Here is a 21,613-nt window from a genome sequence, read left to right as displayed (position 1 = left end):
ATGGAACTCACTGCCGCACAACGTATCGCCCAACGTTTCGTTGGCCTCCCTGTGGAGCAACGCCAGCAGATCCTGGCAAAGATGCAGGCCACCGGCCAGAGCTTCCGCCTGCTGCCCATCGTGCCCGCGCGCCAGGGCCTGGCGCGTATTCCGCTGTCGTACGCCCAGCAACGCCTGCTGTTTCTCTGGCAGCTGGAGCCTGACAGCCCGGCCTACAACGTGCCGATGGCAGTACGCCTGAAGGGCGCGCTGGACCAGGCGGTGCTGCAGCAGGCGCTGGATGCGCTGGTGCAACGCCACGAATCGCTGCGCACGCGCTTTGCCTCGGAGGAGGGCGAGTTCTACCAGGAAATCCTCGAGCACTGCCCGCTGGCGCTGGAATTGCTGATGCTCGACGGTGCCGCCGATGAGACAGCGCTGAGCGTGGCCGTGGACGCCGCCCTCAAGCAGCCCTTCGACCTGCTGAGCGGCCCGCTGCTGAGGGTGACCCTGCTGCGCGTGGCCGCCGATCACCACGTGCTGGCAGTGAGCATGCACCACATCATCTCGGACGGCTGGTCCAGCGATGTGCTGGTGCAGGAATTCATCCAGCTGTACAGCGCCCTGGCCGAAGGCCGGCAGGCCGAGTTGCCGGTGTTGCCGATCCAGTACGCCGACTACGCCATCTGGCAGCGCGCCTGGCTCGAGGCCGGTGAAGCGCAGCGCCAACTGGCCTACTGGCAGGCGCAGTTGGGCAGCGAGCAGCCGGTGCTGAGCCTGCCGCTGGACTTCGAGCGCCCGGCAATACCCAGCCAGCGTGGCGCGGTGGTGCGTGTGGACATCGGCGCCGAACAGGCCGAGGCCTTGCGCAGCCAGGCGCGCAAGGGTGGCCACACGTTGTTCGTGCTGGTACTGGCGGCCATGGCGGTGGTGCTGTCGCGCTACAGCGGCCAGGCCGACATCCGCATCGGCGCCCCGAACGCCGGGCGCAACCGCAAGGAGCTGGAAGGCCTGATCGGCTTCTTCATCAACACCCAGGTGCTGCGCGTGCAGGTGGACGAGCGCGCCACCTTCGCCGCACTGCTGGAGCAGGTAAAAGACGTGATCGGCGGCGCCCAGTCGCATCAAGAGCTGCCGTTCGAGCACCTGGTCGATGCCTTGCTGCCCGAGCGCAACCTGGCCCACAACCCGCTGTTCCAGTTCAAGATCAACCAGCACGTGGCCGCCAGCGATGCAGGGCGCAAGCGCCTGGGCGCGCTGGAGGTGGAAGGCTTTGCCCGTGACGGCGGCGATGCCCGCTTCGACCTGGCGTTCGACTTCTCGGACAAGGCCGACGGCATCGAAGGCTACTTCACCTACGCCACCGACCTGTTCGAGCAGGCCACCATCGAACGCATGGCCGCTTCGCTGCGCCAGGTGCTGGATGCGCTGATCCGCGACCCGCAGCAGGCGATCGTCGACAGCCCGCAAGTGGCGACGCTGCTGCCGGCGGCCACGCAGGCCTACCCGCACGGCAACTTCCTCGCCCTGTGGCGCCAGGCAATGGCGCAAGGCCAGGCCCACGGCGGTGTGCGTGCCGGTGACCGGTTCATGACCCAGGCCGGGCTGGAGGCGGCGTCCAACCGCCTGGCCGACTACCTGCGCCAGCACGGCGTCGGTGCTGGCAGCATCGTTGCCCTGTGCCTGCCGCGCTCCATCGAGTGGGTCGGCGCCTTGCTCGCGGTGCTCAAGACCGGCGCCGCCTACCTGCCGCTGGACACCCAGCAGCCGCAGGAGCGCCTGCAACAACTGATTGCCGACAGTGGCGCCGCCATACTGCTGCATGAGCCGGGCGACCAGCGCTTCGCCGGCCTGGACGGCGTGCAGCTGATTGCCTGCGATCACACCGCCTGGGCAACCTGCAGCGACAGCCCGGTCGAGATTGCCATTGCCGCCGAACAACCGGCCTATCTGATCTACACCTCGGGCTCGACCGGCCAGCCGAAAGGCGTGGTGGTCAGCCACGGGGCGCTGGCCAGCTACACCCAGGCGGTGCTGGAGCGCCTGCAACTGCCGGCCGCGGCGAGCATGGCGATGGTGTCCACCACCGCGGCCGACCTGGGCCACACCGTGCTGTTCGGTGCCCTGGCCTCGGGCCGCCTGCTGCACTTGTTGCCACAGGAACTGGCGTTCGACCCGGATGGCTTCGCCAGCTACATGGCGCAGCACCAGGTCGGCGTACTCAAGCTGGTGCCGAGCCACCTGCAAGGTTTGCTGCAAGCGGCCCGCGCCGCCGATGTGCTGCCCACCGAGGCGTTGATCCTGGGTGGTGAGGCATGCAGCTGGGGCCTGTTGGAAAAAATCCGCGAACTGCGCCCGGCCTGCCGGGTCATCAACCACTACGGCCCGACCGAAACCACTGTCGGCGTGCTCACCTTCGAGCCGGGGCTGCCGCTGCCAGGTTGCCGCACGGTGCCGGTCGGGCGCCCGCTGGGCAACGCCTGCGCCCAGGTGCTGGACGGCTACCTCAACCCGTTGGCGGCGCAGGTGCCCGGTGAGCTTTACCTGGGCGGGCAAGGCGTCGCCCAGGGCTACCTGGGCCAGCCCGCATTGACCGCCGAACGCTTCGTGCCGACCGAGGGTGGTGCCCGCCTGTACCGCACCGGCGACCGCGCGCGGCTGACTGCCGATGGCCTGGTCGAGTTCATCGGCCGTGCCGACGACCAGGTGAAGATCCGCGGCTATCGCGTGGAGCCAGGTGAAGTCGGCCGGGTGCTGGCCGGCCTGCCTGGTGTCAACGAGGCCGTGGTACTGGCCTTGCCATTGGAGGGCGATGCCGAGCGCTTGCAGCTGGTGGCCTACGGGGTGGCCGACGCAGGCGTGACCGTGCAGCAACTGCAGGCGCAATTGCAGGCACGCCTGCCGGACTACATGGTGCCGGCGCAGATACTGCTGCTGGAGCGTCTGCCACTGACCGCCAATGGCAAGCTCGACAAGCGCGCCTTGCCGGCACCGGGCGCGGTCAGCCGTGGCTATGTGGCGCCACAAGGCGATATCGAGGAGAAACTGGCCGCAGTGTGGGCCGATGTGCTCAAGCTGGAGCAGGTCGGCAGCACCGACAACTTCTTCGAACTGGGCGGCGACTCGATCCTCAGCCTGCAGATCATCGCCCGGGCCAAACGCCAGGGCATCCGGATCACCCCCAAGCAGCTGTTCGAACAACAGACCATCGCCCAGCTGGCCCAGGTAGCCAAGCGCATCGAGGCCAAGCAAGCGGTTGCGGCCGCAGCCGTGGACACTGCCACCAGCGGCGAGGTGGCATTGCTGCCGGCCCAGGCGCGTTTCTTCGAGATGGAGGTCGCGCAGCCGGCGCATTGGAACCAGTCGGTGCTGCTCAAGCCGGCCGGCCCGGTGCAGGTGCAACATCTGGAGGCAGCCCTGCGCGCCGTGGTCGAGCAGCACGATGCCCTGCGCCTGCGCTTCAGCCGTGGCGAAAGCCAGTGGCAGGCGCGCTTCCAGCCGCTGGACAATGCACCACTGCTGCGCCAGCGCAACCTGGCCGCACTGAGTGAGCTGGACGCCGCCGGCAACCAGGTGCAGGCCAGCCTGAACCTGCAGCACGGGCCGCTGCTGCGTGCCGAACTGTTCGATTTAGCCGATGGCCAGCAGCGCCTGCTGCTGGTGGTCCATCACCTGGTGGTCGACGGTGTGTCGTGGCGGGTGTTGCTGGAAGACCTGCAAGCGGCCTACCGGCAATTGCTGAACGGCCAGGCCGTGAGCCTGCCCGGCAAGACCACCTCGGTGAAGACCTGGGCCGAGCGCCTGGCCAGCCATGCCGGCAGCCCCGCATTGCAAGCACAGCGCGACTACTGGCTGCAGGCGCTGGCCGGCGACCACGCCGAACTGCCGCGTGACAACCCGCTGGGCAGCCTGGCCAACACCCATGCCCGTACCGCCGCCACACGGCTGGATGCCGAGCGCACCGCCAAGCTGCTGAAACAGGCCCCGGCGGCCTACCGCACGCAGATCAACGACCTGCTGCTGACCGCGCTGGCGCGCACCCTGTGCCAGTGGAGCTCACAGGACAACGTGCAGGTACTGCTGGAGGGCCATGGCCGCGAAGACCTGTTCGACGACCTCGACCTCAGCCGCACCGTAGGCTGGTTCACCAGCCTGTTCCCGGTGCGCCTCACACCCGGCCAGGAGCTTGGCCAGTCGATCAAGGCGATCAAGGAACAACTGCGCGGCGTGCCGGACAAAGGCCTCGGCTACGGCTTGCTGCGCTACTTCGGCGATGCTGAAGTGCGTGACCAGCTCGAGCGAGCCGCCCAGGCCCGTGTCACCTTCAACTACCTGGGCCAGTTCGATGCCAGCTTCGATGCCGAGGCCGGCGCCCTGTTCACCCCGAGCGGGGAAAGCGCAGGCCGTACCCAATGTGCCGGTGCTCAACTGGGCAACTGGCTGAGCATCACCGGCCAGGTGTACGGCGGCGAGCTGTTCCTGGAGTGGACCTACAGCGCCGACGTTCATCACCCGGCCACCATCGAGAAGCTGGCCCAAGCCTACGGGCAGGCCTTGGCAGAGCTGGTCGAGCACTGCTGCGATGCGCGGCACCAGGGCGTGACGCCGTCGGACTTCCCGCTGGCCGCGCTGACCCAGGCGCAACTGGACAGCCTGCCGCTGGAGGCCGGGCAGATCGCCGATGTGTACCCGCTGTCACCCATGCAGCAGGGCATGTTGTTCCACACCCTTTACGACCAGCAGGCCGGTAACTACATCAACCAGCTGCGCGTGGATGTGGAGGGGCTGGATGTGCAGCGGTTCCGCCAGGCGTGGCAGGCCACGCTCGATGCTCACGACATCCTGCGCAGCGGTTTCATCCTGCAAGGCGAACTGGAGCAAGCCGTACAGGTGGTTTGCAAGGCCGTCGAACTGCCATGCAGCGAGCATGACTGGCGTGGCCAGCCGGCGTTGGAGCAGGCATTGCAGGCCTTTGCCCAGGGTGAACGCCAGCGCGGTTTCGACCTTGCTGCCGCGCCATTGCTGCGCCTGGTGCTGGTACGCACGGGCGATGCTCGCCACCACCTGATCTACACCAACCACCACATCCTGATGGACGGCTGGAGCACTTCGCGCCTGTTGGGCGAAGTGCTGCAGCGCTATGCCGGCCTGGCGCCGCAGGCCCAGGCCACGCACTATCGTGACTACATCGCCTGGCTGCAGGGCCAGGACGCGGCCGTTGCCGAAGCCTTCTGGAAAGCCCAGCTTGCCGCCCTGGACGAGCCAACCCGCCTGGCCCAGGCCATCGCCGGCAGTGCAGGCACAAGCGGTAGCGGCCATGGCGACCACCGCCTGGCCTTCGACCCTGAGCAGACCGCACGCATCGAAGCCTTCGCCCGGGCCAACCGGGTCACGGTCAACACCCTGGTGCAATCGGCCTGGCTGCTGCTGTTGCAGCGCTGCACCGGCCAGGCCAGCGTGTGCTTCGGCGCCACTGTCGCCGGCCGCCCGGCAGACCTGCCGGGGGTGGAAGAACAGATCGGCCTGTTCATCAACACCTTGCCGGTGATCGGTGCCCCGCGTGCCGAGCAGACCGTGGCCGAGTGGATCGGCCAGGTGCAGGCCGGCAACCTGGCCGTGCGCGAGTTCGAGCACACCCCGCTGTACGACGTGCAGCGCTGGGCGGGGCAGGGCGGTGACGCCTTGTTCGACAGCATCCTGGTGTTCGAGAACTACCCGGTGGCCGAGGCGCTGCAACAGGGCGCGCCCGGTGGCCTGCGCTTCGGCGATGTGGCCGTGCAGGAGCAGACCAACTACCCGCTGACCCTGGTGGTGGAACTGGGCACCACGCTGTCGATGCAGTACAGCCACGACCGTGCGCTGTGGAGCGACGAGAGCATTGGCCGCCTGGCTGGCTACTTTGCCAACCTGCTGCAGGCGCTGGTGGAGAATGCAGACGCGGTGATTGGCGAGCTGCCAATGCTGGGCCTGCCAGAACAGCGACAGATGGTCGAAGGCTGGAACGAAACCCAGGCGACGTACCCGGACGAGCGCAGCATTCACCAGCTGATCGAGGCGCAGGTGTTCGCCACCCCGGATGCCCCGGCGCTGGCCTTTGGCGAGCAGACCCTGAGCTATGCCGAGCTCAACCGCCGTAGCAACCAGCTGGCGCACAAGCTGCGCGAGCAGGGCGTGGGGCCGGATGTGCTGGTGGGCATCGCCATGGAGCGCAGCCTGGAGATGGTCATCGGTTTGCTGGGTATCGTGAAGGCCGGTGGCGCGTATGTGCCGCTGGATCCTGAGTATCCACATGACCGTCTGAGCTACATGTTCGAGGACAGCGGCATCGCCTTGCTGCTGACCCAGTCGCACCTGCACGAAGCCCTGCCGATCCCGGTCGGCCTGCGCAGCCTGGACCTGGCCACCGAGAACTTCGACGGCTACAGCGATGCCAACCCGAATGTCGACGTGGCCCCGCTGAACCTCGCCTACGTGATCTACACCTCCGGCTCCACCGGTCGCCCGAAAGGTGCTGGCAACAGCCATCAGGCGCTGGTCAACCGCCTGTGGTGGATGCAGAAGGCCTACGGCCTGGACGCCAGCGACAGCGTGCTGCAGAAAACCCCGTTCAGCTTCGACGTGTCGGTGTGGGAGTTTTTCTGGCCGCTGATGACCGGGGCACGCCTGGTCATGGCCCAGCCCGGCGCGCACCGCGACCCGCAGTTGCTGGTCGAAACCATCAACCATTACGGCATCAGCACGCTGCACTTCGTGCCGTCGATGCTGCAGGCGTTCATGACCCACGAAGCGGTCGAAAGCTGCGTCAGCCTCAAGCGCGTGGTGTGCAGCGGTGAAGCGTTGCCGGCCGAGTTGGCCCGCCAAACCCTGCAACGCCTGCCGGCGGCGGGCCTGTACAACCTGTACGGCCCGACCGAAGCGGCGATCGACGTGACCCACTGGACCTGCCAGCCGGACGAAAGCATCAGCGTGCCGATCGGCCAGCCGATCGACAACCTCAAGACCCATATCCTCGAAGGCAGCCTGCAACCGGCGGTGCGCGGCAGTGCCGGCGAGCTGTACCTTGGTGGAGTCGGCCTGGCCCGTGGTTACCACCAACGCCCGGCGCTGACCGCCGAACGCTTCGTGCCGGACCCGTTCAGCGACAGCGGCGGTCGCCTGTACCGCACCGGCGACCTGGCGCGCTACCGCGCCGATGGCGTGATCGACTACGCCGGGCGCATCGACCATCAGGTGAAGATCCGCGGCCTGCGCATCGAGCTGGGCGAGATCGAGGCGCGTCTATTGGAGCTGCCGAGTGTGCAGGAAGCCGTGGTGCTGGCCCAGGGCGGGCCAAGCGGCAAGCAACTGGTGGGCTATGTGGTGCCTGCCGACAGCACGCAAGACGAAGGCGCGTTGCGCGACAGCCTGCGCGAGGCGCTCAAGGCCGGTTTGCCGGATTACATGGTGCCGGCGCACCTGCTGCTGCTCGGCAAGCTGCCGGTGACGCCGAACGGCAAGCTGGACCGCAAGGCCCTGCCGCAGCCGGATGCCAGCCAGTTGCAGGGCGAGTACGTTGCGCCGCGGAGCGATCTGGAGCAGCAGATCGCGGCGATCTGGGCGGATGTGCTGAAGCTGGAGAAGGTCGGCCTGACCGATAACTTCTTCGAACTGGGCGGCGATTCGATCATCTCGTTGCAGGTGGTCAGCCGTGCGCGCCAGGTGGATATCCAGTTCACGCCCAAGGACCTGTTCGAGGCCCAGACGGTGCAGGCACTGGCCCGGCTCGCCAACCGCGGCGGCAGTGTATCGATCGATCAGGGTGCGGTAACGGGCGTGACGCCGCTCACGCCGATCCAGCACTGGTTCTTCGAGCAGCCCGTTGTCGTGCGCCATCACTGGAACCAGTCGGTGCTGCTCACGCCGGGTGAAACGCTGGACCCGGCGACGCTCGATGCGGCATTGCAGGCATTGCTCGAACATCACGATGCCCTGCGTTTGCGCGTGTTCGGCCATGGGGTGGGCTGGCAGGCTGAATTTGCCGATGCGGGCTACTCCCAGTTGCTGTGGCATCGCGATTTCGCCAGCGTCGAGCAGTTGCAGCAAGCCGCCACTGAAGCCCAGCGCAGCCTTGACCTCGAGCACGGGCCGTTGATGCGTGCCATGCTCGCTGCGCTGCCTGACGGTAGCCAGCGACTGCTTTTGGTCATCCATCACCTGGCGGTAGACGGTGTGTCGTGGCGTGTGCTGCTGGAAGACCTGCAGCAGGCCTACCAGACCCTGGCTGCCGGGCAGCCACTGCAGCTTCCGGCCAAGACCACTTCGTACAAAGCCTGGGCCGAGCGTTTGCAAACCTATGCCGCCGCGCCCGCATTGCAACAGCAACTGGGCTACTGGCAGGGGCAGTTGCAAGGGGCCAGCGAAATGCTGCCCTGCGACAACCCGCAAGGCAGCCGGCAACTGAAGCATGCGGCTTCGGTCAGCACGCGCCTCGACGTGGCAAGCACCCGACGGCTGTTGCAGGATTGCTCGGTGGCTTATCGCACGCAGATCATGGACCTGCTGCTGACGGCCCTGGCGCAAGCAGTTGGCCGCTGGAGCGGCCAGCCCGAAGTGCTGGTGCGCCTGGAAGGGCATGGCCGTGAAGACCTGTTCGCGGGTATCGACCTGACGCGTACGGTGGGCTGGTTCACCAGCCTGTACCCGGTAAAGCTGAGCCCGCAGGCAGACCTGGCAAGTTCGATCAAGACCATCAAGGAACAGCTGCGCGCCGTGCCTGACAAAGGCCTGGGCTATGGCGTGCTGCGCTACCTCGGTGATGCCGCGAGCCGCGAGGCCCTTGCAGCATTGCCTGAAGGCCAGATCGTCTTCAACTACCTCGGGCAGTTCGACGGCAGCTTCGATGGCGAAGCAGGTCTGTTCACCCCCGCCAAAGAGAACGATGGCGCCAGGCAGGATGCCGAAGCACCGTTGACCAGCCTGTTGACCGTCAACGGTCAGGTATATGGCGGCGAGCTACGCCTGGAGTGGACCTTCAGCCAGGACATTCATTGCCGCGAAACCATCGAGCTGCTGGCGCAGGCTTACCAGCAGGCCTTGGCTGAAATAATCGAGCATTGCTGTGAGGGTGGACATCGCGGCCTGACCCCGTCCGACCTCCCGTTGGCCGACCTGACCCAGGCGCAGCTCGACCAGCTGCCGGTTGCCGTGGCGCAGATCGCCGACGTCTACCCGCTGTCGCCGATGCAGCAGGGCATGCTGTTCCACAGCATCTACGAGCAAGGCAGCGGCAACTACATCAACCAGATGCGCGTGGATGTGGATGGCCTGGATGTACAAGCCTTCCGGCAGGCCTGGGATGCTGCCTTGCAGGCCCACGACATCCTGCGCAGCAGCTTCATCTGGCAGGGGGACCTGGGCCAGGCGGTGCAGGTCGTGCGCAAGCAGGTGACACTGCCGTTCAGCGAATATGACTGGCGTGCCGAGGATGAGCTGGCGCGGGCGCTGGACAGCCTGGCGGATGCCGACCGGCAGCGTGGCTTCGACCTGGTCGAGGCACCCTTGTTGCGCCTGGTGCTGGTGCGTACGGCGCAGGCACGTCACCACCTGATCTTCACCTGCCATCACATCCTGATGGATGGCTGGAGCACCTCGCAGTTGCTGGGTGAGGTGTTGCAGCGTCATGCCGGTAAACCTGTGGTGGCAGCGGCGGGTAGCTACCGTGACTACATCGCCTGGTTGCAGCGCCAGGATGGGGCGGCGGCAGAGCGGTTCTGGCAGGGCCAGATGGCCAGCTTCAACGAGCCGACGCGCCTGGCCCAGGCCGTGCGCAATGGTGAGCCTGATGGTCATGGCCATCACGTTCATCACCAGGCATTCGATGCAGGGCGTACCGAGCGGGTCGAAGCCTTTGCCCGTGCCCAGCGTGTCACCGTCAACACCTTGGTACAGGCTACCTGGCTGTTGCTGTTGCAGCGCTATACCGGGCAGTCGTCGGTCTGCTTCGGGGCCACGGTCGCCGGCCGGCCAGCGGAGCTGGCGGGCGTGGAGGCGCAGATTGGCTTGTTCATCAACACCCTGCCGGTGGTGGGAACACCGCAAGGCGAACAGAGCGTCGCGCAATGGATCGGGCAGGTACAGGCCAGCAACCTGGCCATGCGTGAATACGAACATACGCCGCTGTACGATGTGCAGCGCTGGGCCGGGCTTGGCGGTGAAGCCCTGTTCGACAGCCTGGTGGTGTTCGAAAGTTACCCGGTGTCCGAGGCCCTTCGGCAGGGTGCACCGAGTGGCTTGCAGTTTGGCCCAGTGCAGGTGCGCGAGCAGACCAACTATCCGCTGACCGTGCTGGTGAGCCTTGGCGACAGCCTGGCTATCCAGTACCGGCATGACCGTGCGCACTGGAGCAGCGAGGCGATCGAGCAGCTGGCCCATCACTTCGGTACGCTGCTTGACGCCCTGGTGAGTGACCCGTGTGCTGCACTCGGCGACCTGCCGCTGCTCGATACCGCGCAGCATCAGCGTATCGTGCAGGACTGGAACCGCACGGCGGCCAGTTACCCGGCCGACCGCTGTATCCATCAGCTGTTCGAGGCGCAGGTGGTTGCTGCGCCAGGTGCAGTGGCACTTATCCACGGCGAGCAGACGCTCACGTATGCCGCGCTCAATGTACGGGCCAACCAGCTTGCCCACAAACTGCGCGAGGCTGGCGTGGGCCCGGAGGTGCTGGTAGGTGTCGCCATGGAGCGTGGCCTGGACATGGTGGTCGCGCTGATGGCCATTCTCAAGGCGGGCGGCGCCTACGTGCCGCTCGATCCTGGCTACCCGCAGGACCGCCTGGTGTACATGCTCGAAGACAGCCAGTCGATCCTGTTGCTGTCGCAGTCGCACCTGCTGGAGCGTGTACCGGCCAGCTTCCAGGCGCGCACGCTGCTGGTGGACCAATTGCTGCTCGACGGCTACGAAGCGGCCGACCCGGTGTGCGTGAGCACGCCGGACAACCTGGCGTACTGCATCTACACCTCAGGCTCCACCGGCAAACCCAAGGGCGTCCAGATCGAGCATCGCAATGCCGTGGCAATGATCGGCTGGGCGCAGTCGGTGTACAACCAGCAGGACCTGTGCGGCGTGTTGGCGTCCACATCGATCTGTTTCGACCTGTCGGTCTGGGAGCTGTTCGTGACCCTGGGCTCGGGTGGTTATGCGGTACTGGCGGCCAATGCCCTGGAGCTGCCGCACCTGCCGGCCAAAGACCAGGTACGCCTGGTCAACACGGTGCCATCGGCCATCAAGGTGCTGCATGAAACCGGCCAGCTGCCGTCCGGTGTACGCATCATCAACCTGGCGGGGGAGGCCCTCAAGCAGGGGCTGGTCGACGCGCTGTACGGCACTGGCCATGTGCTCAAGGTGTACGACCTGTACGGGCCTTCGGAGGACACCACCTACTCGACCTTCACCCTGCGCACCCAAGGTGGCCAGGCCAATATCGGCCGGCCGCTTTCCAACAGTGCCGTGTACCTGTTGAGCGAGGCCGGAACGCCGCTGCCGGTAGGGGTGGTGGGGGAGCTGTACATGGCGGGTGCGGGCCTGGCGCGTGGTTACCTGGCGCGCCCTGGGCTTACCGCCGAACGCTTCATCCCCGACCCGTTCGGTGGGCAGGGTGGCCGGCTGTATCGCACCGGCGACCTGGCGCGCTATGACGCCGACGGGGTCATCGAATATGCCGGGCGTATCGACCATCAGGTGAAGATTCGCGGCTTCCGTATCGAACTCGGTGAGATCGAGGCGCGCCTGCAACAACAGGACGCAGTCCGCGAAGCCGTGGTACTGGCACTGGATGCGCCGGGCGGCAAGCAACTGCTGGGCTACGTGGTGCCAGCCGATGCAGCGTCGGTTGCCAGCGAGGAAGCCCGGGCGGCGTTGCTTGACACCCTGCGCGCCAGACTGAAGGCCAGCCTGCCGGACTACATGGTGCCCGCACACCTGTTGCTGTTGGAACGCCTGCCACTGACACCGAACGGCAAGCTGGACCGCAAGGCCTTGCCACAGCCTGACGGCAACCCGCGCCGGGCGGCCCATGTGGCGCCGGAAACGGAGCTGGAGCGGCGGATCGCAGCGGTATGGGCTGAAGTTCTTGGCCTGGAAAACGTATCTCTTACCGACAACTTCTTCGAGCTGGGGGGCCACTCCTTGCTGGCAACCCAGGCGGTAGCACGACTGCAGATCGAACTGGGTACGAACCTGCCACTCGCGTTGTTGTTCCAGACAGAGAACCTGCAGGCCTTTGCACAAGAGGTCGGCAGTCTCGGTACCCGAAACGACGGAGACCTGGATGAGCTCCAGGACTTCATGGCAGAGCTCGAGGCGGTTTGAGATGCACACGGACAACAGAAACGCAGACCTGGTTTATCGCTTTATCCGTCTGCCCCTGGCGCAGCAGAAGCTGTTTCTCGAAAAACTGGCGTCCAAGGGCGTCACGCTCGCGCAACTGCCCATCCCGGTGGCCAGGCACGATGTCGAACGCCCTGTGCTGTCCTATGCCCAGCAACGCCAGTGGTTTCTCTGGCAGCTGGAGCCCACCGGCTCGGCCTACAACATTCCGACCGCGCTCAGGTTCAGGGGGCAGCTCGACCTGGCAGCCCTGCAGCGCAGCTTCGCGACGCTGATCCAGCGTCATGAAGCCTTGCGCACGACCATTGCCGAGGAAGATGGCCAGCTGATGCAGGTCATCCACCCGAACCAGCCTTTCCAGCTGGCCCGCCAGGCCTTGGGGGCCGTGGAGGAGCAGGTTTTGCAGGCGCAGGTCGCGCTTGAGGTCCAGCAGCCGTTCGATCTGGTTCATGGGCCGCTGCTGCGGGTAAAACTGCTGGAACTGGCGCAGGACGAGCACGTGCTGGTGCTCACCTTGCACCATATCGTCGCCGATGGCTGGTCGATGCCCTTGCTCATCGATGAGTTGGTACAGCTTTATGAGGGCTATAGCCAAGGTCGTGAGGTGGCGCTGGCCGAACTGCCGATCCAGTACGCCGATTATGCGATCTGGCAGCGTGCCTGGATGGACGCCGGCGAGCGTGAGCGTCAGCTGGCGTACTGGATGGCGCAGCTGGGCGACGACCACCCGGTGCTGGAACTGACCACCGACAGGCCACGCCCGGCGCTGCAAAGCTACCGCGGTGAGCGGATCGACGTTGACCTGGGCGAAGCGTTGAGCCAGTCACTCAAACAGCTGGCGCAGCACCAGGGGGCGACACCCTTCATGCTGCTGCTGGCGAGTTTCCAGGTACTGTTGCACCGTTACTCTGGGCAGGCCGATGTGCGCGTGGGCGTGCCCATCGCCAACCGTAACCGCGTAGAGACCGAGCGGCTGATCGGCTTTTTCGTCAATACCCAGGTGATGCGTGCCGAGTTCGATACGCAGCTGACCTTCACCGAGCTGTTGGCCCAAGTGCGGCAACGAGCCTTGGGCGCGCAGGTGCATCAGGACCTGCCATTCGAACAGCTGGTCGATGCCTTGCAGCCGGAACGCAGCCTGAGCCACAGCCCGTTGTTCCAGGTGATGTACAACCACCAGACCCGGGGCAAGGGCGAGCGCCGCAGCTTGCCCGGCCTGGAGGTAGAAAGCCTGCAATGGAACGTGCACGCTGCCCAGTTTGACCTCATGCTGGACAGCTTCGAACATGAGCTGGGCATCAGCGCCACGCTGACCTTTGCAACCGACCTGTTCGATGCCTCGACCATACAGCAGATGGCGCGGCACTGGCTGAACCTGCTACAGGGCATCGTCGGCAACCCAGGCCTGCGAGTGGCTGAGCTGCCATTGCTGGATGACGGGGAGCGGCAGCAGATCGTGCATGGCTGGAATGCCACGCAAACCGATTACCCAGGCGAAGCCAGCATCCACCAACTGGTCGAAGCCCAGGTACTCGCCACCCCGGATGCCCCGGCGCTGGCCTTTGGCGAGCAGACCCTGAGCTATGCCGAGCTCAACCGCCGTAGCAACCAGCTGGCGCACAAGCTGCGCGAGCAGGGCGTGGGGCCGGATGTGCTGGTGGGCATCGCCATGGAGCGCAGCCTGGAGATGGTCATCGGCTTGCTGGGTATCGTGAAGGCCGGTGGCGCGTATGTGCCGCTGGATCCTGAGTATCCACATGACCGTTTGAGCTACATGTTCGAGGACAGCGGCATCGCCTTGCTGCTGACCCAGTCGCACCTGCATGAAGCCCTGCCGATCCCGGTCGGCCTGCGCAGCCTGGACCTGGATACCGAGAACTTCGACGGCTACAGCGATGCCAACCCGAACATCGACGTGGCCCCGCTGAACCTCGTCTATGTGATCTACACCTCCGGCTCCACCGGTCGCCCGAAAGGTGCTGGCAACAGCCATCAGGCGCTGGTCAACCGCCTGTGCTGGATGCAGAAGGCCTACGGGCTGGACGCCAGCGACAGCGTGCTGCAGAAAACCCCGTTCAGCTTCGACGTGTCGGTGTGGGAGTTCTTCTGGCCGCTGATGACCGGGGCACGCCTGGTCATGGCCCAGCCCGGCGCGCACCGCGACCCGCAGTTGCTGGTCGAAACCATCAACCATTACGGCATCAGCACGCTGCACTTCGTGCCGTCGATGCTGCAGGCGTTCATGACCCACGAAGCGGTCGAAAGCTGCGTCAGCCTCAAGCGCGTGGTGTGCAGCGGTGAAGCGTTGCCGGCCGAACTGGCCCGCCAAACCCTGCAACGCCTGCCGGCGGCAGGCCTGTACAACCTGTACGGCCCGACCGAAGCGGCGATCGACGTGACCCACTGGACCTGCCAGCCGGACGAAAGCATCAGCGTGCCGATCGGCCAGCCGATCGACAACCTCAAGACCCATATCCTCGAAGGCAGCCTGCAACCGGCGGTACGCGGCAGTGCCGGCGAGCTGTACCTTGGTGGAGTCGGCCTGGCCCGTGGTTACCACCAACGCCCGGCGCTGACCGCCGAACGCTTCGTGCCGGACCCGTTCAGCGACAACGGCGGGCGCCTGTACCGCACCGGCGACCTGGCGCGCTACCGCGCTGATGGCGTGATCGACTACGCCGGGCGCATCGACCACCAGGTGAAGATCCGCGGCCTGCGCATCGAGCTGGGCGAGATCGAAGCGCGCCTATTGGAGCTGCCGAGTGTGCAGGAAGCCGTGGTGCTGGCCCAGGACGGGCCAAGCGGCAAGCAGCTGGTGGGCTATGTGGTGCCTGCCGACAGCACGCAGGACGAAGGCGCGTTGCGCGACAGCCTGCGCGAGGCGCTCAAGGCCAGTTTGCCGGATTACATGGTGCCCGCGCACCTGCTGCTGCTCGGCAAGCTGCCGGTGACGCCGAACGGCAAGCTGGACCGCAAGGCCCTGCCGCAGCCGGATGCCAGCCAGTCGCAGGGCGAGTACGTTGCGCCGCAGAGTGATCTGGAGCAGCAGATCGCGGCGATCTGGGCGGATGTGCTGAAGCTGGAGAAGGTCGGCCTGACCGACAACTTCTTCGAACTGGGCGGCGATTCGATCATCTCGTTGCAGGTGGTCAGCCGTGCGCGCCAGGTGGATATCCAGTTCACACCCAAGGAGTTGCTGCAGCATCAGACCGTGCAGGGGCTGGCCTCGGTTGCCCGGCGCAGCGAAGCACAAGCGCTGGAGCAGGGCGTGGTCACCGGGCCTCTGCCACTTGTTCCGGTGCAGCACTGGTTCTTCGAGCAAGCGCTTGTAGCACGTGACCACTGGAACCAGTCGGTGTTGCTCGAGCCCGGTGAGGCACTGGATGCGCAGCTGTTGAGCATGGCGCTGGGCAACCTGCATGCCCATCACGACCTGCTGCGGCTCAATGCCTGGCAGAGTGCCGGGCGCTGGCAGGCCACGATCGGCGCGCCGGTATCGACCGAGCTGCTGTGGGTACGCGAATGCGTTGATGCCGAGGCGCTGGAACGCTTGGCCGATAAGGCCCAGCGCAGCCTGAACCTGGCTCAGGGGCCGCTGTTGCGCGCCGTGCTGGCAACGCTGGCAGACGGCAGCCAGCGGCTGCTGCTGGTCATTCATCATCTGGTGGTCGATGGCGTGTCATGGCGGATCCTGCTGGAAGACCTGCAACAGGCCTACCAGGCGCTTGCCCTCGGCCAGCCGTTGAAGTTGCCGGCCAAGACCAGCGCGTTCAAGGTCTGGGCCGAACAGCTGCAGGCCTATGCCAGCAGCCAGGCACTGCAACATGAACTGCACTACTGGCGTGATCAACTGCAAGGCGCCAGCGATGCTTTGCCTTGCGATCATCCCCAGGGTGAAAACCTGCAGAAGCATGCAACGTCGGTCAGCACTCGCCTGGACCCGCTCTGGACCCGCAAGCTGTTGCAGCAGGCACCGGCAGCCTATCGCACGCAGATCAACGACCTGTTGTTGACGGCATTGGCCCGTGTGGTCAGCCGTTGGACCGCGCAGCCCCAGGTACTGGTGCGCCTGGAAGGCCATGGCCGCGAGGAACTGTTCGACGGTATCGACCTGAGCCGCACGGTGGGTTGGTTCACCAGCATGTACCCGGTCAACCTCAGCCCTCAGCCCGAGCTGGCCAGTTCGATCAAGACCATCAAGGAGCAACTGCGCGCGGTGCCCCACAAGGGTCTTGGCTATGGTGTGCTGCGTTACCTGGGGGCTGGTGAAGCTCGGCAGACGTTGGCGGCGCTGGCCCAGGGGGCGATCATCTTCAACTACCTGGGGCAGTTCGATGGCAGCTTCGACCAGCAGGCGAGCCTGTTCAGACCGGCCAGCGAGAATGCCGGGCTGAACCAGGATGAGGATGCGCCATTGAGCAGCCTGCTGGCGCTCAATGGCCAGGTGTACGGCGGCGAGCTGACACTGGGCTGGACGTTCAGCCGTGAAGTCTTCGATACCTCGACCATCCAGCAACTGGCCGATGCCTATGCAGAAGAACTCAAGGCCTTGATCAACCATTGCTGCCAGGATGACACCCAAGGCCTCACGCCATCGGACTTCCCCTTGGCCCGTCTGAACCAGGCGCAACTGGACGACCTGCCGGTACCTGCTGCTCAGATTGCCGATATCTACCCGCTGTCGCCGATGCAACAGGGCATGCTGTTCCATACCCTGCAGGAGAGCGACGCCGCGCTGTACATCAACCAGACTGCGGTCGATGTGCTCGGCCTGGACATAGACCGCTTCGTCGCGGCCTGGAACCAGGTGATCGCCAGCCACGACATCCTGCGCACGGTCTTCCTGTCATCGGCCCGGTGGGCGGAGCCCTTGCAGGTGGTTCAGCGTCAGGCCAGCCTGCCGCTGCGCGTGCTCGACTGGCGTGGGCGTGAGGTGACCAGCGACGCCTTGCAGGCGCTGGCAGCCGAAGAGGCCGCCGAAGGCTTCGACCTGGCGTGTGCCCCCCTGATGCGCCTGACACTGGTTCGAGTGGATGAGCAACGCCTGCACCTGATCTGGTCGCGCCACCACATCCTCATGGATGGCTGGAGCAATTCACGGTTGCTGGGCGAGGTGTTGCAGGTTTATCACGGCCGGCCCGCCAGCCATGCGGGGGGGCGCTTCGGTGACTACATCCGTTGGCTCGCCGAGCAGCCGATGGGCAAGCTGGAGCAGTTCTGGAGCGAGAAGCTGCGTGCCCTGGAGGGGCCGACGCTGTTGGCCGACAGTGTTGCACCGCAGGCGGACGGCAAGCTTGTCGGGCACCATGCGCTGTACCTGCATTGGGATGCGCAGCGCACGCAACACCTGCGTGACCAGGCCCGGCGCCTGAGGGTTACGGCCAATACCCTGGTCCAGGCCACCTGGCTGTTGCTGCTGCAACGCTACACCGGCCAGGCCAGCGTGTGCTTCGGCGCCACAGTGGCCGGGCGCCCCAGCAGCCTGGCCGGTGCAGGCGAGATGCTGGGGCTGTTCATCAACACGCTACCGGTGGTGCAGGCGCCGCAACCCCAGCACATTGTCAGCGACTGGCTGCACCAGCTGCAGCACTACAACCTGGAACTGCGCGACCACGAGCATGCAGCGCTGGCCGATGTGCAACGCTGGGCCGGGCGGCCAGGGCAAGCGCTGTTCGACAGCATTGTGGTGTTCGAGAACTACCCGGTTGACGACCGCCTGCGCGAGGGCGGCGGCGGAACGTTGCGCTTTGGCGAAGTACGTAACCGCGACGTCACCAACTATGCCATGGACCTGGCCGTGCAATTGGGCGAAACCTTTTCGGTAGAGTTCCTGTACCTGCGCAACCGCTTTACCGAAGCCGCTGTCGAGTGCCTGCGCGGCAGTTTCGAAAGCCTGCTGAGCGCCATGCTGGACAACCCCCAGGCCACGCTGGGCAGCCTGGGCATGCTGACGCCGGCGCAGGCAAGGCACGCCGACCTGCGCAACCAGCTTGCGGCACCTGGGCGCGAGCAGCCGCTGCTCGCCGAGCGTATCGCCGGGCATGCCCGTGAGCGTGGCGAGGCCATGGCGGTAGTCTGCGGCGGCCAACAGTTGACCTATGGCCAGCTGGACGCGCGCGCCAACCGCCTTGCCCACCACCTGATCGCGCAGGGCGTGCGCCCGGAAAGCTGCGTGGGTATTGCCCTGGAGCGGTCGGTGGAGGTGATCGTGGCCTTCCTGGCGGTGATGAAGACCGGCGCAGCTTATGTGCCACTGGATATCGATTACCCACAAGAGCGCCTGCAGTGGATCGTCGAGGACTCGGCAATGCACCTGCTGGTCACCAGCAGTGGCTTGCGCCAGCGCTTTACCCAGGTAGCGCGGTGTGTCGAGCTCGACCAGCAAGCGCTGGACCATCTGCCTGCTACTGCACCTGAACAGCGCGCGTGCGCGGATAACCTGGCTTATCTGATCTACACGTCTGGTTCTACCGGCAAGCCCAAAGGTGTGGCGGTGAGCCACGGCCAGATTCGCATGCACTGCCAGGCCATCGCCGGGTTGTACGAGATGGACCTGCAGACCCGCGAGCTGCTGTTCATGTCGTTCGCCTTCGACGGGGCGCAGGAACGCTGGCTGTCGACGTTGTCCTCGGGTGGTTGCCTGGTGGTGCGTGACAACCGGCTATGGACGGCAGAAGAAACCTGGCAGACCTTGCATGCCCAGCGTATCGATATCGCCTGCTTCCCGCCGGCCTACCTGCAACAGTTGGCCGAATTCGCCGATAGCCAGCAGCAGCCCGCGCCAGCGGTGCGGGTGTACTGCTTTGGCGGCGATGCGGTACCGGACGCCCTGTTCGAGCACGTCAAGCGCACGCTGCGGCCGCGCTGGTTGACCAACGGCTATGGGCCGACGGAAACCGTGGTTACGCCTTTGCTGTGGAAAGTGCCGGTGCAACGAACCTGTGAGGCTGTGTACGCGCCGATTGGCGACCGCGTGGGCGAGCGCACGCTGCACGTATTGGACCCGCACCTCAACCCGCTGCCCGATGGTGTGGCCGGTGAGCTTTACATCGGCGGAGAGGGCGTGGCGCGTGGCTATCACCAGCGGGCCGCGCTCACGGCCGAGCGCTTCGTGGCCGACCCGTTTGCCCCGGGTGGCCGCCTGTACCGCACCGGTGACCGGGTGCGTCGCCGCGCCGATGGCGTCATCGACTTCCTCGGGCGCCTGGACAACCAGCTGAAGATTCGAGGGTTCCGCATCGAGCCGGGAGAAATCGAGGCACGCCTGCGCAACCTGGTTGGCGTGCGCGATGCCGTGGTGGTGGCGCGTGACATCAGCACGGGCAAGCAACTGATCGGCTACGTGGTGACGGACAATGCCGATACCCGCGCCGAGCAATTACGTGATGCCCTGCGCGCCGACCTGCCGGATCACATGGTGCCGGCACAGCTTGTACTGATGCCGGCGCTGCCGCTCACACCCAATGGCAAGATCGACCGCAATGGCCTGCCGGCACCCGAGTTTGCCGCAAGCCGGGCATGGGTTGCCCCGCGTAATGCAATCGAGCAGGCGCTGGCAGCGATCTGGCAGGAAGTGCTGCAAGTCGAGCAGGTCGGTGTCGATGACAACTTCTTCGAACTGGGTGGTGACTCGCTGCGCGTGCTGAAGATGCTGTCCAAGGTCCGTGCCCGTGAGGATTTGCCTATCGAACTGAAACTGCGTGATGTGATTGCCCGGCCGACCATCGCCGAGTTGTCGGGTTATGCCTCCGACGATGCCAGCCTGGACCCGCTGTTGTTGCTGAACAGCCGAGTGAGCGCGAGTACACCGCTGTTCTGCCTGCATGCCGGGTTTGGCACGGTGTTCGATTACGAGCCATTGGCGCGCCGGCTGGAAGGCCGTTGCACGGTTTATGGCCTGCAATGCCGGATGCTGCTGGATCACGCCTGGGTGGATGATTCGCTGGAAACGATGGCTATCGATTACGCACAGTACATTCGCCAGAAGCAACCCGAAGGCCCTTATCAGCTGGCAGGTTGGTCGCTGGGCGGCACCCTGGCGGTGTTGGTGGCCAAAGAGTTGGAAAGCCAGGGGCAGCGGGTTGCGGTGCTGGCCTTGGTGGACAGCTTCGTGCCCTCGGCCAGGCAAGCCGTGCAGGAAAGTGACTGGAGCGCTGACCTGCGTGGCTTCCTGGCGGTGATTCTCGGGGTTTCGGCCGATGCACTGGTGCTGCCGGTCGTGCCGGTCGGCAGTACTCAGGATGCCCTGGAGCGCGTGATCGAAACGGCACGGGCCGCACAGGTTGCACAGTCGGCCTATGCCGAAATCGGCAACGCTGATCTGGCGCAGACCTTTGTCGTGGCCATGAAACTCAAGGCGCTTTCGCGTCAATTGCGCCAGCTACCGTCTACCGAGGCAGCGGCAAGTTGCTGGTGGGCGGGGGAGGGCGCGCACGTGGGTGGCATCTCGGGTAGCTGCCAGGACATTGCTGTTGATGCCGGGCACTATGACATCCTTGAGCAGGTGGATGTCCTTGAGGGGGTGATTGCCAGGCTGTTGCTGGCAGATACGATCAGCCAGTAAACCTGCTCACTCTTTGCAGGAGCGGCCTTGTGTCGCGAAAGGGCCGCAACGCGGCCCCGGGGGCTCAGCAGTGATGCAGGAATTGCCGGGGCTGCCTTGCAGCCCTTTCGCGACACAAGGCCGCTCCTACAACGGACCGCGTACCGAAGCGAAGACCATGCAGGCATGAAAAAGGCGACCTCCAGGGTAATGCCAGTCAGTTAAGCTGACTGGCATTTTCATTTTCGGGTCGGATATTTTGCAGGGCGCTGCTTCACCACTCTGGGGAACCATCGATCGGGTCGCCGATGGGGTAGGACATACTGAGCCGCTGACGCCTGCAGATCTGCCAAAAAACCTGGCAAGTTGCCGGGATGGTTTAATGACGTGCCATGCAGCAAGCCCAGAATCGCCCAGCTACAAGCGGTAAAGCTCATCTCGCATGGGTACACGCCTGGGCACTGTCTCGACATCTGCACCATCTGATAACGCAATAGGTTGTAGCCCAACAGCACGCCCCACAGCTCTTGCGCAATCATCTCCGGCGTCTTGCTTCTCAGGGTGTGTTCGCCCCCCAGAAGTCCTTGTTTGATCTCCCGATAACCCAGCTCGATTTCCCAGCGCTGACTGTAAAGATCAACGATCTCATTGCCAGGGAAGCGCTGCGCATCGGTCATTGAGGTCAAGACACTCACAACCTTTCCTTTGATTGTTTTGCTCAGCAGC

At 65.3% G+C, this 21,613-nt stretch carries 3 protein-coding genes; 2 read left to right on the top strand and 1 reads right to left on the bottom strand.

Annotated features, from left to right (window positions below):
• On the top strand, positions 1–12,327 hold the full coding sequence (locus tag RR51_RS26290) for a non-ribosomal peptide synthetase (protein ID WP_039615208.1): 12,327 nt from the start codon (positions 1–3) through the stop codon (positions 12,325–12,327).
• 1 nt (position 12,328) lies between these two features.
• Entirely contained in the window at positions 12,329–20,908 is an 8,580-nt protein-coding gene (locus RR51_RS26285; RefSeq protein WP_039615207.1) for a non-ribosomal peptide synthetase, read from the top strand.
• Positions 20,909–21,126: 218 nt separating this feature from the next.
• Here the strand turns inward: RR51_RS26285 and RR51_RS26280 are convergent.
• A partial coding sequence (locus tag RR51_RS26280; RefSeq protein ID WP_039615206.1) for an IS4 family transposase occupies positions 21,127–21,613 on the bottom strand: 487 nt, incomplete at its 5' end.

This window comes from Pseudomonas sp. C5pp, from assembly GCF_000814065.1.
In the GTDB taxonomy this organism is placed as follows: domain Bacteria; phylum Pseudomonadota; class Gammaproteobacteria; order Pseudomonadales; family Pseudomonadaceae; genus Aquipseudomonas; species Aquipseudomonas asiatica.
Note: the sequence above shows the minus strand (reverse complement) of the source record. Positions and strands in the feature narration are given on the sequence as shown.

Coding starts and splice junctions, on each gene's coding strand:
- RR51_RS26290 (WP_039615208.1), top strand. CDS start 1: ATGGAACTCACTGCCGCACAACGTATCGCCCAACGTTTCGTTGGCCTC.
- RR51_RS26285 (WP_039615207.1), top strand. CDS start 12,329: ATGCACACGGACAACAGAAACGCAGACCTGGTTTATCGCTTTATCCGT.